The sequence below is a fragment of the Anaeromyxobacter dehalogenans 2CP-C genome (assembly GCF_000013385.1).
Lineage (GTDB): Bacteria > Myxococcota > Myxococcia > Myxococcales > Anaeromyxobacteraceae > Anaeromyxobacter > Anaeromyxobacter dehalogenans_B.
Genome location: NC_007760.1, coordinates 2,716,205 through 2,729,482, shown reverse-complemented (window position 1 = coordinate 2,729,482; position 13,278 = coordinate 2,716,205). Strand labels below are relative to the sequence as shown.

Below are 13,278 nucleotides of genomic sequence, written 5' to 3'. Positions count from 1 at the left end.
GCCGGAGGGAGGTGCCCCGTGAAGATCGGCGTCGTCACCGAGTACTACTACCCGAGCGTCGGGGGCATCCAGGAGCACGTCCACCACTTCGCCCGCGAGGCGAGGCGGCTCGGGCACACGGTCCGGATCGTCACCTCGGCCATGCCCGACCTGGGCGCCGAGCCGGGCGCGCCGCAGCCCGACGTGATCCGCCTCGGTCGCAGCCTGCCCGCGTACACGAACGGCGGCTTCGGCCGGGTGACCGGCGGCCTCGGCGTCCGCGGCGCCCTGCGCGAGGTCCTCGCCCGCGAGCGCTTCGACGTGGTCCACGTGCACGCGCCGCTCACCCCGGTGCTGCCCCTGCTCGCCATCCACCACGCCACCGGGCCGCTCGTCGGCACGTTCCACACGAACTTCCGGCCCGGCCTGCTGTTCCGGATGATGCGCGGGCCGCTGCAGCGCTACCTCGACCGGCTCGACGCGGCGGTGGCGGTGTCGCAGGCGTGCCTGGGCGCGTTCCGCGACCGGCTGCACGCGGACTTCCGCATCATCCCGAACGGCGTGGACGCCGAGCGCTTCGCGCGCGGGCGCCGCCTGCGCCGCTACGACGACGGCAAGCTGAACGTGCTGTTCGTGGGCCGGCTCGAGCCGCGCAACGGCCTCGACCGGCTGCTCGCGGCGTTCCACCGCGCCTGGCGCCAGGTGGGGGCGCGCCTGCTGGTTCTCGGCGACGGCCCGCTGCTGCCGCGCTATCGTGCCATGGTGCCGCGCGAGCTGCGTGAGGACGTGGTGTTTGCCGGCCGGGTGCTCGACGAGCGCCCGGACTGGTACGCCACGGCCGACGTCTACTGCGCGCCCACGCGGCTGGCGAGCTTCGGGGTGACGCTGCTCGAGGCCATGGCCTCGGGCAAGCCGGTGCTGGCCGCGGACATCGACGGCTTCCGGGAGGTCATGCAGCACGGCCGCGAGGGCGAGCTGCTCTCCGGCGACGACCCCGCCGCGTGGGCGCGGGCGCTGGTGCGCATCGCGCGCGAGCCGGCCCGCGCGCAGGCGTACGGCGAGCGCGGCCGGCTCACCACCCAGCGCTACGCCTGGCCCTCGGTGACGCGCGAGGTGCTCGGGCTGTACCGCTCCATCGGCGTGCGGGGCTGAGGCGCGCGTGCCGGCCCGCAAGCGGCTCGCGGTGGCGCTGGCGGTGCTCGGGGGCGTGGCGCTGCTCGGCCTGGCGGCGCGGCTCGCGCTCGAGGGGCGGCCCGGCCCCGGCGCGGCGCTCGGGCTCGCCACCGTCGCCGCCGCGCTCGCCGTCCTCCAGGCGCTGTGGGTGCCGTTCGACCTCACCGGCCGGAGCCTGCGGCGCGGGCCCGCGGGGCCGCCCTCGGTGGCGCTCACCTTCGACGACGGTCCCTCCGACGACACGCCGGCGGTGCTGGACGCGCTCGATCGCGCCGGCGTGCGGGCCACGTTCTTCGTGCTGGGCGAGGCCGCGCGCCGCGCGCCGGAGCGGGTGCGGGAGGTCGCGCGCCGCGGGCACCTCGTGGCGCTGCACGGCGACACGCACGCGAAGCTGCTCCTCGCCGGGCCGCGGCGCGTCGGGGCCGAGCTGGATCGCTGCGCCGAGGCCATCCGCGCCGCCGGCGTCGAGCCCGCGCCGCTGTTCCGCGCCCCGCACGGCTTCCGCGGGCCGTTCCTCGGGCCGGCGCTGCGCCGGCGCGGCCTCACGCTGGTGGGCTGGACGCGCGGCGTGTTCGACACCGAGCGGCCCGGCGCCGAGGTCATCGCGGCGCGCGCCAGCCGCCGCATGCGGCCGGGCGAGATCCTGCTCCTGCACGACGGCTGCGCCACGCCCGGGCTCGACCCGCGGCGCGATCAGACCGCCGCGGCGGTGCCGGAGATCGTGCGCCGCTGGCGCGAGGCCGGGTACGCGTTCGTCACGCTGGACGCGTTCGCCGCGCCGCGGGCGGCCGCGGGCGGGGCGGGCGCCGCCGCGCGGGGAGGGGCGTAGCGGATGGGCGACCGGCTCGCCTGGCTGCGGTCGCTCGCGCCGGCGCGGCCACCTGGGGGCCGCGGGCCTGGGAGCCGGACCGCGATCCACCTGGCCGGCCTCGCGGTGGTCGCCGGGCTGGCGGTGCTGGCGGCGCGCCACGTGGACCTGCGCGAGGTCGCCGGCGTCGTCGCCGGCGCCGACCCGCTGCTCCTGCTCGCCGCGGGCGGCGCGAACCTGCTCTCGCTCGCGGTGCACAGCGCGCGCTGGGCCTCGGTGGTGCGCGGCCCCGCGCTGCGGGTGCGCTTCCGCGACGCGTTCTCGGCGGTGGTGGCCGGCTTCGCGCTCTCGCTCGTGATCCCGGCCCGGGCCGGCGACGTGGCCCGCGCCATGCTGCTCTCGCGCCGGTCGGGCGCGCCGGTGGCATCGCTCCTCACCGCCGCGGCGCTCGACTACGTGGTGGGCGCTGCCGCCCTGGTCCCGCTGCTCGCCGCGCTGGCGCTGCTCGGGCCGCTGCCCGGCTGGGCGCGCCAGGTGCTCCTCGTGTTCGCGGCGGTGGCGGTCGCCGGCGTGCTCCTGGCGCGCCTCCTGCGGCCGCCGCGCGGCCGCGCGCCGGAGCGCGGCGGCGGGGCGGGCCTGCGGGTGCGCCTGCGCGCAGGGCTCGCGGCGGCGCACGATCCGCGCGCGCTCGCCGCGTCCTTCGCGTGGGGGCTCGCCGGCTGGGCGGCCGAGGTGCTCATCGCGCTGCTCGCGCTGGTCGCGGTGGGGCTGCCGCCCTCGCTGTTCGCGGCGGGGCTGGCGGTGGTGGCGTCCACCGCGGCCAACGTGGTGGCGGTGTCGCCCGGGAACGCCGGGCCGTTCGAGGCCGCGGTGGTGCTCGCGCTCGCCGGCGCGGGCGCCTCGCGGGAGGCGGCGCTGGCGTTCGCGCTGCTCTACCACCTCGCGCACCTCGTGCCGGTCGGCGTGGTGGGCGGCGCGGTGCTGCTGCGGGAGGCGCGCGCGGCGGGACGGGACGCTCCGACCGGTCCGTAGTACCCTCCGCGCCCGTGACGGCGCACCGCAAGGCCGAGGGCGGGGAGGACGCGGGGGCGGCGGACGCCGCCGACGTGGCCGCCGCCCTGCGCGGCGACCGCGCCGCCCAGCGCGCGCTCTACGACCGGCACCGGCCGGCGGTGCACCGGCTGGCGCGCGGCTTCCCGGCGCTCGACGCCGACGACGCCGAGGACGTGGTGCAGGACGCGTTCGTCCGCGCCTTCGCGAGCCTGGCCCGGCTGGAGCAGCCGGCGCGCTTCGGCGGCTGGCTGCTCACGATCGCCCGCAACCGGGCCATCACCCGCATCGCCCGCGGCCGGGCGCGGGACCAGCTCGCCGACGAGCTGGGGCGGGAGGCGGAGGCGCTGGGGGTCGCCGAGGCAGAGGCCCCGGATCCGGAGGCCGGCGCCGAGCTGGAGCTGGTCCGCCGGGTGGTGGACGAGCTGCCGGAGGGGCCGGAGAAGGAGACCGTGCGGCTCTTCTACCTGGAGGGCCAGCTCACCGCGCGCGAGATCGCGGCCCGCCTGGGCGTCGGGAAGAGCGCGATCACCATGCGGCTCGAGCGGTTCCGGGCGAAGGTGAAGCGCCGGCTGCTCGCCGAGGTGGCCAGGCTGCGCGGTGAGGAGTCCTAGGCACGTGGCCCACCTCACCGAACCCGTCTACGCGCAGCTGATCCGGGGCGAGCTTCCCCCGGACGAGGCGGCCGCCTGGGCGCGCCACCTCACGGACGGCTGCGACGCCTGCGAGGCGTTCCTCGCCGCCCGGCCGGAGCCGGACGCGCTCGACGCCCGCGCCGACCGGGCCCTGGCGGCGCTCGGCCCGCCCGGCGCGCCCGGCAACGATCTCGAGTACCGCCGCATCGAGCAGCGCCTCGCCCAGCGCGCCGCCGCGGACCCCCGGCGCGCGCCCCGCCGCCTCCCGCGTCCCGCGCTCGCGGTGGCGGCGGGCGTCGTCGCGGCCGGGCTGGCCGGGCTGTGGCTCGCGAGCCGGGCGCCGGAGCGGCCGGGCCGGCCGGAGTGGACGGGCGAGAAGGGCATGGGCGCGGCGCCCGCCGCGGTGCCGGTGCGGCTGCGCTTCCTCGTGATCTCCGGCGGCGCCGGTGCGCCGTCGGTCGAGAAGGGCGTCTCCGGTCAGGCGGTGCCCGCCGCCGCGAGCCTGCAGTTCGAGGTGGAGCTGGGGCGCGCCGGGCAGGTGGCGCTGGCGCGCGTGGCGCCGGGCCGGCCGCCGGAGGTGTTCTTCCGCGCGTCGCTGCCCGCGGGACGCACCGTCGTCTCGGTGGACGGCCGGCCCGCGGCGTACCCGCTCTCGGACCTCTCGGGCCCGCAGCGCTTCGTGGCCGTCGCGAGCCCCGCTTCGCTCGACGAGGCGGCGGCGGCGCGCGCTGCGGGGCAGGTGGCGCGCGGTGCGCGGATGGAGCAGGGAGTCCCCGGCCTGGAGGGGCTTTCGGTGGACGCGGTGGACGTCGCGGTGCAATAGGAGGGGCTGCGCCGGCGCGAGGGGTCGCGCCGGGACGGGGGCCACGGGGCGGCTCCCTCGACCGGAGCAACGGCCGGCGGCGGCCGAGGGAACCGCCGCCGGCGAGACGAAGGAGCCCGATGTTCGCGCCGTCCCCCAGCCCGCCACGGCCCGCGGCCGCGCCCCCGCGCGCGCGGCGCGCCTGCGCGCTGCTCGCCGCGCTCGCCTGCCTCGCCCCGGCCCCCGGACGCGCCGACGGACCCGCCGATGACGCCCCGCCGCCCGCCACGAACGCGGGGCCCGCGGCGGAGAAGGGCGGCCTCGTCCCGCTCGACCTGCCCCGCGCGAAGGTGGCGGCGGCGCACGCGCCGCGACGGCTCGCGCTGCTCCTCGGCGTGCAGCGCTTCGACGACGCGAGCTGGCGGCCGCTGCGGTACCCGGACGCCGACGCGCGCGCGCTCGGCGAGGCGCTGCGGGATCCGGGCGGGTTCGACGAGGTGCGGGTGCTCACCGGCGCCACGCGCGCCGAGGTGCGCGACGCGCTCCGGGCGCTCGCCTCGTCCGACCGCGACGAGCGCGACACCGTCGTCGTCTACGTCTCCTCGCACGGCACGCTGGCGCGCGACGCGGCCGGCCAGCTCCGCCGGTACCTGGTGGTGCGCGACACCCGGCTCGACGACGTGCCCGGCACCGCGCTCGCCATGGACGAGCTGAACGCCGAGTTCGACCGGCTGCGCTCGCGGCGCAAGGTGCTGGTGCTCGCGACCTGCCACTCGGGCGGCGGCAAGTCGCTCCTGCCCGACGAGGTCCGCCGCGAGCTCGAGGCCACCAAGGCGGGCTTCCTGGTGCGGCCCATCGAGGAGGTCTCGCGCGCGAGCACCGTGCTCGCCGCCAGCGACTGGGGCGAGACCGCGCGCGAGGACGAGCGGCTCGGGCACGACATCTACACGTACTTCCTGGTCGAGGCGCTCCGCGCCGGCGCCGACCGCAACGGCGACGGCGCGGTGACCGCCTCGGAGGCGCACGACTACGCGCGCCGCCGGACCTACGCGTACACCGCCGGCCGGCAGCGGCCCAGCGCCGAGTCCACCGAGGTGGGCGCCGATCCCATCGTGCTGGTGGGGCGCGTCGAGCGGAAGGGGAAGCCGGAGCTGTACAGCTACGCCACGCGGCTCGACGGGTTCACGGTGAGCGTGGACGGGCGGCCGCTGGCGGAGCTGCCGGGCGGGGTGGTCCTCGAGCCCGGCCGCAGCCGCGTGCAGCTCGCGAAGGGCGGCGGGCCGGCGCTGCTCGACCGGACCGTCTCGCTCGACCCGGGCGAGCGGGTGGACGTGCTGACGCTCCTGGAGCGCGCGCAGGGGCGCTGGGAGGCGGCGCCGAGGGTGGCGCTGCTCGCGTTCCTGGACGCGCGCAGCCGGCGCGAGGTGCTCGGGCCCGTCCCCGGCTTCGGCGCGGCCTTCACGGCGCGCGGCTGGCCGGCGCCCTCGCTCTCGCTCCGGCTCGACCTCGTCACGTCCTTCGGGCGCTCGCGCATCCGGCAGGACGGGGCCGAGGCCACGTTTGGCTACACCGCGCTCGCGGCCGGCGTGGGCGTCCCCTGGCGCTTCGAGCCGGCGGCGCTCCGCGGCGCCGCGCTCCTCGCCGGCCCGCGCCTGTCGCTGCTCTGGCTCGACCGGCGCTTCGACCTCGCGCTCGCGCCGCCCGCGCAGCGCGTCCTGACGTTCACCCCCGGGCTGCTGCTCGGCGCCGCCGTGCCGCTCGGGCGCGGCTTCACCGCGGGCGCGGAGCTGCACCTCGACTGGCTCCTGCTCCGCGTGGACCGCGAGAACCGCTCCACCGGCCTGGCCGAGCTGCTGGTGGGCGCGGGGTACCGCTTCTGATGGGCGCGTGGCCGGCAGCCCGGGCCCCGGGGTCCGACGGACGGAGGTTCCGCCGCATGTCGCGAACGACGCTCGCCGTGCTCCTCGCGCTCACCCTCGGGTGTGGCGGCCTGGACAGCCCGGACCTGTCCACCGGCGAGGTGCAGGGGCGCATCCTGGGGGCGTCCGCCGGCGCCTACGTGTACCCGCTCGGCCGGCCGGAGCTGGTGGTCCGCGCCGCCGGGGCGGGCGACTTCGCCTACAGGCTCGCGCTCCCGCGCGGCGAGCACGACCTCGTGCTGTACGACGGCGGCGTGCGGGCCGAGCGCGTGCCGGTCGAGGTGGAGGGGGCCGGGGTGCGCACCGTCGCCGACCGGCGCGGGGAGGGTGCCCTGGGCGCCGCCGCCAAGATGCCGCTCGCGGGCGCGATCCTGGCCGGCGTGCGCGCGGTGGGCGGCGCGCTGCCGCTCGATCCGCGCCTCGACGTGACCGGCACCGAGCCCGGCGCACGGCTCCCGCTCGGCACCACCACCGCGCTCTTCCAGCCGCTGCCCGCCGGGCGGTACCGGCTCACCGCGGAGATGGTCGGGTTCCTGAAGGGCGCGGCGGACGTGGACGTGGTGGAGGGCGCGAGCACGTCCTACGAGCTCGAGCTGCTGGTGGACGACGACGAGGCGGAGCGCGGCTGCACGGCCACCGGCGGCTGCGAGAGCAGCGCGCTCGAGTGCGAGGACGACGGGCTCTGCCACGACGCCGATCCGTCGGGGAGCGCGTGCGCGTACACCTGCGACGCCGGCGCGCCCTGCCCGGCGGGCCTCGACTGCAGCGGCGGCCAGTGCCTCGCGGACCACGACTGCGCCACGTACCTGTCGGTCGCGGGCACGCCGTGCGTGAGCGACGACGTCTGCGACGACGCGCTCCACGACGGCTCCTGCCACCGGACCTCGGCCGAGCAGCCCGGCTACTGCACCGCGCCGTGCCAGGACACAGGGCAGTGCGCCCCGTTCGGCGCCGGGTGGGCGTGCGAAGGCGGCCTCTGCGCGCCGCCGCCCTGATGGCTGGGGTCCGCTCGCGGAAGACGCTCCCCGCGCGCGCCGCCGCGCGGTACAACGTCGCGAGCCGCCCGGCCCGGGCGCCCGCGAGCCCCCACGCATGAGCCCACGCCGTCCGCCCACCCCACGAACGCGCCCGCGCGCCGCGCGCCGCGGCCCGGTCCGCTCCGGCCTCGACGTCCTGGCGGCGCGCCGCTTCGCGCCGCTCCGCGGCCGCGCGGTGGGCCTCGTCTGCAACCCCACCGCGGTCACCTCCCGGCTCGTGCACGCCGCCGACCTGCTCCACGGCGCGCGCGGCGTGCGGCTGGCGGCGCTGTTCGGGCCGGAGCACGGCGTCCGCGGCGACGCGCAGTACATGGCCGCGGTGGAGGGCGAGCGCGATCCCCGCACCGGCGTGCCGGTCCACTCGCTGTACGGCTCCACGCCGGCGTCGCTGACGCCGCGCCCCGAGCACCTGGCCGGCCTGGACGCGCTCGTCTTCGACATCCAGGACGTCGGCACCCGCTTCTACACGTACCAGGCCACCATGATGCTGTGCATGGAGGCGGCCGCGGCGGCGCGGGTCGCGTTCGTGGTGCTGGACCGCCCCAACCCCATCGACGGCGTGCGCGTGGAGGGGCCCGCGCTGCGCCCGGGCTTCGAGAGCTTCTGCGGGCTGCACGACCTGGCGGTGCGCCACGGCATGACGGTCGGCGAGCTGGCGCTGCTGTTCCGCGCCGAGCGGCGGCTCGACCTCGAGCTCGAGCTCGTGCCGTGCGAGGGGTGGCGACGCGGGCAGCGCTTCCGCGACACCGGCCTGCCCTGGGTGTTCCCCTCGCCGAACATGCCCACGCCGGAGACGGCGCTCGTCTACCCCGGCATGTGCCTGCTCGAGGGGACCAACCTGTCGGAGGGGCGCGGCACCACGCGCCCGTTCGAGCTGTTCGGCGCGCCGTGGCTGGACGGCGCCCGCCTCGCCGCCGACCTCGCGCGCGACCGGCTCCCGGGCGTGGCCTTCCGCCCGGTGAGCTTCGTGCCCACCTGGGACAAGCACGCCGGGGTCCGCTGCCACGGCGTGGAGCTGCACGTGACCGATCCCGAGCGCTTCCGCCCGTTCCGCACCGGCCTCGCCTGCGTCATCCGCGCCCGCGCCCAGGATCCGGTCCGGTTCGCCTGGCGCACGGAGCCGTACGAGTTCGTGGCGGACGTCCCCGCGTTCGACCTGCTGTGCGGCTCGGCGCGGGAGCGCGAGGGCATCGAGGCGGGCGCCTCGGCCGCCGAGCTGGCGCGGGCGTTCGCGCCGGAGGAGCGGGCCTTCGCCCGCCGCCGGTCGCCCTTCCTGCGCTATCGCGACCTGCGCTAGCCTTCCCCTGTCCCTCCCCCGGAGCCCACGTGCGCATCGGCCTGGCCAGCGACAGCGACGGCGACGTGGACGCGCTCCTGCGCGCGCTCGACGTGCTGGCGCGCGCCGGCGTGGACCGGGTCTTCTTCCTGGGCCGGCGCCTCGCCGACCTGGACGCGGCGCTGGCGCGGCGCGCGGCGGCCGGGCCGGACCCGCTGGCCGGGCGGGTGGTGCGGGTGGCGAGCCGCGCCGACCCGGAGCGCGCAGCCGGCGCGCCGGCCAAGGTGATCGACCTGCTCGACGGCCTGCTCTGCTGCGCGGTGCACGACAAGGCCGAGCTGACCCGCGACGACATCGCGAACGCGACGCTGCTCCTGCACGGGCGCGCGCCGCGCGGCGCGCTGGTGGCGATCGGGCCGCGCTGCTTCGTCGCGCCCGGGCGCGTGCGCGCCGCCGCGGCGACCCCGGGATCCGCCGCGGCCGAGCCGCCCACCTGCGCGGTGCTGGAGCTCGGGCCGGACGGGTTCGCGCTCGCCGTGCTCGGCCTCGACGGCGCGGAGCTGCGCCGCGAGCGCGCCGCGGCGGCGGGTGGCGGCGGGAGGATCTCGGTGCGATGAGCGGCGGCCGCGAGATCGCGCTCCTGGGCGGCTCCTTCAACCCGCCGCACGTGGCCCACCTCATGGCCGCGTGGTGGGCGCTCGCCACGCAGGGCGTGTCGGAGGTGTGGCTGCTGCCCGCGTTCCGCCACCCGTTCGGCAAGGAGCTGGCGCCGTTCGAGGATCGGCTGGAGATGTGCCGGCTGGCGGCGCGGGCGCTGCGCGGCGTCCACGTGTGCGGCGCCGAGGCCGAGCTGGCCGGGGACCCGCTGGTGGGGAAGACCGCCCGCACGCTCGAGCACCTCGCCGCGAAGCACCCGACCTACCGGTTCGCGCTGGTGGTCGGCGCCGACATCCTCGCCGAGACCGCCAAGTGGTACCGCTGGGACCGGGTGCAGGAGCTGGCCCGCATCATCGTGGTGGGCCGCCAGGGCCATCCCCCGGTGCCGGGCGCGCCGGACCTGCCCGCCATCTCTTCCACCGAGATCCGCGCCCGGCTCGCGCGCGGCGAGGACGTGCGCGGGCTCGTGCCGGACCGCGTGCTGCGCTACGTCGAGGCGCAGCGGCTCTACCGCGGCTGACGCCGCCGCGCGGGCCGGGCGCCGCCCGCGGCCCGCAGCACCGCGTCCGCGCGCGCCCGGTCCAGCCCGCCGCGCGCCGCGATCCCGACCAGCCGCCGGGTGAGCACCCGGTACGCGTCTCGCGCCTCGCCGCGCAGCGCCCGCACCTGGCGCCGGACCACCTCGGCGTCGCCGCGGGACGCGGGCCCGGTGAGCGCGCCGGGCAGCCCGCGCTCGGCCAGGTTCTCCACCGCGCCGCGCAGCAGCGGCACCAGCGCCGGCAGCGCCTCGGCGGGCGGCGCCCCGGCGCGCGCCCAGGTCTCGGCGGCGAGGTCGGCGAGCGCCATCACCAGGTTCGAGGCCATCACGGCCGACGCGTGGTAGAGCGGCCGGCCCGCGGCCGGGACGCGGATGGGCCGCAGCCCCAGGTCCCGCGCGGCGCGCGCGAGCAGCCGCCGGGCCGCGGGGCCGCCGTCCACCGCCGCCGCCGCGCCGGGCTGGAACGGCCCGCCCGCCAGCGCCTGGAGCGGGTGGAGCGAGCCGGGGAGGGCGCCGCGCCGGCGCGCCGGCGCGAGCACGTCCAGGGTGAGCGCCCCGGCGCCGTGCGCCACCACCTGCCCGCGGGCGAGGTGGGGGACGAGGCCGCGGACCACCTCCTCGATGACCGAGTCCGGGACCGCGAGCAGCACCAGGTCGAAGCCGGCGGCGCCGTCGAGCGGGAGCGGCTCGGCGCCCAGCCGGCGCAGCCGCGCCCGGCCGCGGCCGGTGCGGGCGCTCCCGGCCACGCGCCAGCCGGCGGCGCGGAGGCCGGGGACGAGCGCGGAGGCGAGCCGGCCGGCGCCGACGACGTAGGCGGAGGGCATGCGGCGAGTGTCCCGCCGCGCGCGGGCGGCGGCAAGCCCGCGCGCGGTCAGGCGCGGGCGAACGCGAGCGCGCCGTCCGCGACGCTCACCGCCACCGCGTCGCCCGCGACGAGCTCGCCCGCGAGGATCCGCTCGGCGAGCGGCGCCTCGACCAGCCGCTGGATGGCGCCGCGCATCGGGCGCGCGCCGAGCGCCGGGTCCCAGCCGCCGTGGTCGAGCAGGTGCTCCACCGCGGCGTCGTCCGCCTCGAAGCGGATGCGGCGCTCGCCCTCGAGGCGGCGCGAGGAGTCCGCGAGCAGCAGGCGCGCGATGCGGGCCACCTCGGCGCGCGCCAGCGGCGCGAGCACGAGCCGCTCGTCGAGCCGGTTCCACAGCTCCGGCGGCACCGCGCCCCGGGCGGCCGAGAGCGCGCGGTCCTCGCGCGGCGCGGCCCGGTCGGCGGCGCCGAAGCCCATGGTGCCGGTGGAGGTCCGGGTGGCCTCCGCTGCGCCCAGGTTGGAGGTGAGCACCACCACCGTGTTGGAGAAGTCCACCAGCCGGCCGCGCCCGTCGGTGAGGCGGCCCTCCTCCAGGATCTGCAGCAGCAGCATCTGCACGTCGCGGTGCGCCTTCTCGATCTCGTCGAGCACCACCACCGAGGCCGGCCGGCGCCGGACCGCGTCGGTGAGCTGCCCGCCCTCGCCGTAGCCGACGTAGCCGGGCGCGGCGCCCACCAGCCGCGCCACGCCGGTCTGCTCGGCGCACTCGGTCATGTCGAGCTGCACCAGCGCGTCGGCGGAGCCGTACAGCGCGTCGGCGAGCGCCCGGGCCAGCTCGGTCTTGCCCACGCCGGTCGGCCCGAGCAGCAGGAACGAGCCCATGGGCCGGCGCGAGGCGAAGCCGGCGAAGTTCCGCTTCAGCACCCCGGCGACGCGGGCCACCGCGTCGGCGTGCCCCACCACCCGCGCGGCCAGCGCCGCCTCGATGCCCAGGATCCGCTCGCGGTCCGAGGCGAGGAGCCGCGACTCCGGGATGCCCGCCATCTTCGCGACCACCTGCGCCACCTCGCGCTCGCCCACCTGCCGCACGCCGGCGCGGTGCGCGCGCGAGCCGGCCAGGTCGAGCACCGCCACCGCCTTGTCCGGCAGGAAGCGGTCGGTGACGTGGCGGGCGGAGAGCGTGGCGGCGGCCTCCAGCGCCTCCGGCGCGTAGGCCACCTGGTGGTGCTTCTCGTAGCGCGGCGCCAGCCCGCGCAGGATGGTGACGGTGTCGGCCACCGAGGGCTCGCGCACCAGCACCGGCGTGAAGCGGCGCTCCAGCGCCGGGTCCTTCTCGATGTGCTGGCGGTACTCGTCGTGCGTGGTGGCGCCGATGCAGGGGAACTCGCCGCGCGCCAGCGCCGCCTTCAGCTCGTTGGCCGCGTCCTGCGGCCCCTCGCCGGCGGCGCCCGCGCCCATCAACGTGTGCACCTCGTCGATGAACACCACCACCCGGCCGCCGGCCTTCCGGACCTCCTCCTTGATGCCGAGGAGCTTCTCGGAGAACGCGCCGCGGAGCTGGGTGCCGGCCACCACGCTCGCCATGTCGAGCTCGACCAGGATCCGCTCGCGCGCCTGGCCCGCCGAGGCGAGCAGCCGCTGCGCGATCCCCTCGACGATGGCGGTCTTGCCCACGCCCGGCTCGCCCACCAGCAGCGGGTTGTTGGTGCGGCGCTTCCCGAGGACGTCGATCGCCTCCTCGACCTCGCGCTCGCGGCCGACCAGCGGGTCGAGCTTCCCGGCCGCGGCGAGCTCGGTGAGGTTGCGGCCGAGCTGCGAGAGCCAGGGGAAGACCTTGGGGTCGAGCGCGTGGGGGCTGCTGCGGCGCGCGGGGGCCGCCGCGGCGGCGCGGGGCTCGGCGGCGGGGGCGGGAACGGCGGGGGCGGGCGTCGCGGCGGGCGCCGGGGTGAGGGCCGGGGCCTCGCCGAGCGCCTCCTCCAGGCGGGCGTCGAGGTCGTCCGCCGCGGCCGGCTCGGCGCCGCGGCGCGGGGCCGGGGTCGCGGTCGCGCCGGCGGCCGGGCCCACCTTCACCGGCTGCAGCTGGCGCAGCCGGCGCGGCATGCGGGCGGTGAAGTAGGAGAGCGCGATGTTGCGCAGCGAGGCGAGCTGCAGGCCGCAGGCGGCGAGCAGCTGGTGGGCGGCGGCGCCGCGCACGCGGCTCATGGCGATGAGCAGGTGCAGGCAGTCCACCTCCTCGGCGCCCACGCCCTCGGCCACGTCCCGGGCGCGCTCGCGGAGGTCGCGCTCGACGCCCTCCGGCTCGCGGGGCGCGCCGGTCATGGCCAGCAGGATGCGGTCCTCGTCGATGCCGCGATCCCGGAGCAGGACCTCGGCGCGGTTCGGCACGGTGAAGAAGGCGAGGAGCTGGTGCGCGCTGGTGAGCTTCTGGTTGACGCTCCGTGCGATGTCCTCGGCCTCGGCCAGGACCTGCAGGAGCTCCATCGACTCGATGACCGTGGCCATTCCCGGGGAGAGTGCGATATCGGCCCGAACGGGTCAAATTTCGAGTCCTTCCAGGCCGCGCGGACCCCGCCGGGGAGCGCGGCACTTTGCCATTGACCCG

General features: G+C 78.6%; 12 protein-coding genes. 10 read left to right on the top strand and 2 right to left on the bottom strand.

Annotated features, from left to right (window positions below; all coding sequences use genetic code 11):
* The first annotated feature begins 18 nt into the window (after nucleotides 1-18).
* The 10 genes from ADEH_RS12500 (at nucleotide 19) to nadD (ending at nucleotide 9,856) form a co-directional block, all read left to right on the top strand.
* Entirely contained in the window at nucleotides 19-1,131 is a 1,113-nt protein-coding gene (locus tag ADEH_RS12500; protein WP_011421470.1) for a glycosyltransferase family 4 protein, read from the top strand.
* A gap of 7 nt (nucleotides 1,132-1,138) precedes the next feature.
* A complete protein-coding gene (locus ADEH_RS12495; protein ID WP_011421469.1) occupies nucleotides 1,139-1,981 on the top strand; it encodes a polysaccharide deacetylase family protein in 843 nt (280 codons plus the stop codon).
* 3 nt (nucleotides 1,982-1,984) lie between these two features.
* Nucleotides 1,985-2,992 (top strand): lysylphosphatidylglycerol synthase transmembrane domain-containing protein, encoded by a 1,008-nt coding sequence (locus tag ADEH_RS12490; protein WP_011421468.1) that lies wholly within the window; start codon nucleotides 1,985-1,987, stop codon nucleotides 2,990-2,992.
* A gap of 14 nt (nucleotides 2,993-3,006) precedes the next feature.
* Entirely contained in the window at nucleotides 3,007-3,624 is a 618-nt protein-coding gene (locus ADEH_RS12485; RefSeq protein ID WP_011421467.1) for an RNA polymerase sigma factor, read from the top strand.
* Nucleotides 3,625-3,628: 4 nt separating this feature from the next.
* Complete coding sequence (locus ADEH_RS12480) at nucleotides 3,629-4,468, top strand: hypothetical protein (RefSeq protein ID WP_011421466.1); 840 nt, start codon at nucleotides 3,629-3,631, stop codon at nucleotides 4,466-4,468.
* A 119-nt stretch (nucleotides 4,469-4,587) separates the two neighbouring features.
* Nucleotides 4,588-6,327 (top strand): caspase family protein, encoded by a 1,740-nt coding sequence (locus tag ADEH_RS12475; RefSeq protein WP_011421465.1) that lies wholly within the window; start codon nucleotides 4,588-4,590, stop codon nucleotides 6,325-6,327.
* A 56-nt stretch (nucleotides 6,328-6,383) separates the two neighbouring features.
* Complete coding sequence (locus tag ADEH_RS12470; protein ID WP_041453519.1) at nucleotides 6,384-7,361, top strand: hypothetical protein; 978 nt, start codon at nucleotides 6,384-6,386, stop codon at nucleotides 7,359-7,361.
* A 97-nt stretch (nucleotides 7,362-7,458) separates the two neighbouring features.
* Nucleotides 7,459-8,700 carry an exo-beta-N-acetylmuramidase NamZ family protein gene (locus ADEH_RS12465; protein ID WP_011421463.1) on the top strand — a complete coding sequence of 414 codons (1,242 nt, stop codon included), beginning with the start codon at nucleotides 7,459-7,461 and terminating at the stop codon, nucleotides 8,698-8,700.
* Between the two features lie 29 nt (nucleotides 8,701-8,729).
* Nucleotides 8,730-9,296: a hypothetical protein gene (locus ADEH_RS12460; protein ID WP_011421462.1), complete on the top strand. Its 567-nt coding sequence runs from the start codon at nucleotides 8,730-8,732 to the stop codon at nucleotides 9,294-9,296.
* Entirely contained in the window at nucleotides 9,293-9,856 is a 564-nt protein-coding gene (nadD, locus tag ADEH_RS12455; RefSeq protein ID WP_011421461.1) for a nicotinate (nicotinamide) nucleotide adenylyltransferase, read from the top strand. The genes ADEH_RS12460 and nadD overlap by 4 nt, the downstream gene beginning before the upstream one ends.
* On the opposite strand, the gene ADEH_RS12450 is transcribed toward nadD, so the two are convergent.
* Complete coding sequence (locus tag ADEH_RS12450) at nucleotides 9,844-10,698, bottom strand: Rossmann-like and DUF2520 domain-containing protein (protein ID WP_011421460.1); 855 nt, start codon at nucleotides 10,696-10,698, stop codon at nucleotides 9,844-9,846. The genes nadD and ADEH_RS12450 overlap by 13 nt on opposite strands.
* A 47-nt stretch (nucleotides 10,699-10,745) precedes the next feature.
* Nucleotides 10,746-13,178 (bottom strand): AAA family ATPase, encoded by a 2,433-nt coding sequence (locus ADEH_RS12445; protein ID WP_011421459.1) that lies wholly within the window; start codon nucleotides 13,176-13,178, stop codon nucleotides 10,746-10,748.
* Nucleotides 13,179-13,278 lie beyond the last annotated feature (100 nt).

What these genes read in the sequence shown, in the direction of transcription:
- ADEH_RS12450 (WP_011421460.1), bottom strand. Translation starts at nt 10,698, where the DNA reads ATGCCCTCCGCCTACGTCGTCGGCGCCGGCCGGCTCGCCTCCGCGCTC.
- ADEH_RS12465 (WP_011421463.1), top strand. Translation starts at nt 7,459, where the DNA reads ATGAGCCCACGCCGTCCGCCCACCCCACGAACGCGCCCGCGCGCCGCG.
- ADEH_RS12445 (WP_011421459.1), bottom strand. Translation starts at nt 13,178, where the DNA reads ATGGCCACGGTCATCGAGTCGATGGAGCTCCTGCAGGTCCTGGCCGAG.
- ADEH_RS12475 (WP_011421465.1), top strand. Translation starts at nt 4,588, where the DNA reads ATGTTCGCGCCGTCCCCCAGCCCGCCACGGCCCGCGGCCGCGCCCCCG.
- ADEH_RS12490 (WP_011421468.1), top strand. Translation starts at nt 1,985, where the DNA reads ATGGGCGACCGGCTCGCCTGGCTGCGGTCGCTCGCGCCGGCGCGGCCA.
- nadD (WP_011421461.1), top strand. Translation starts at nt 9,293, where the DNA reads ATGAGCGGCGGCCGCGAGATCGCGCTCCTGGGCGGCTCCTTCAACCCG.
- ADEH_RS12470 (WP_041453519.1), top strand. Translation starts at nt 6,384, where the DNA reads ATGTCGCGAACGACGCTCGCCGTGCTCCTCGCGCTCACCCTCGGGTGT.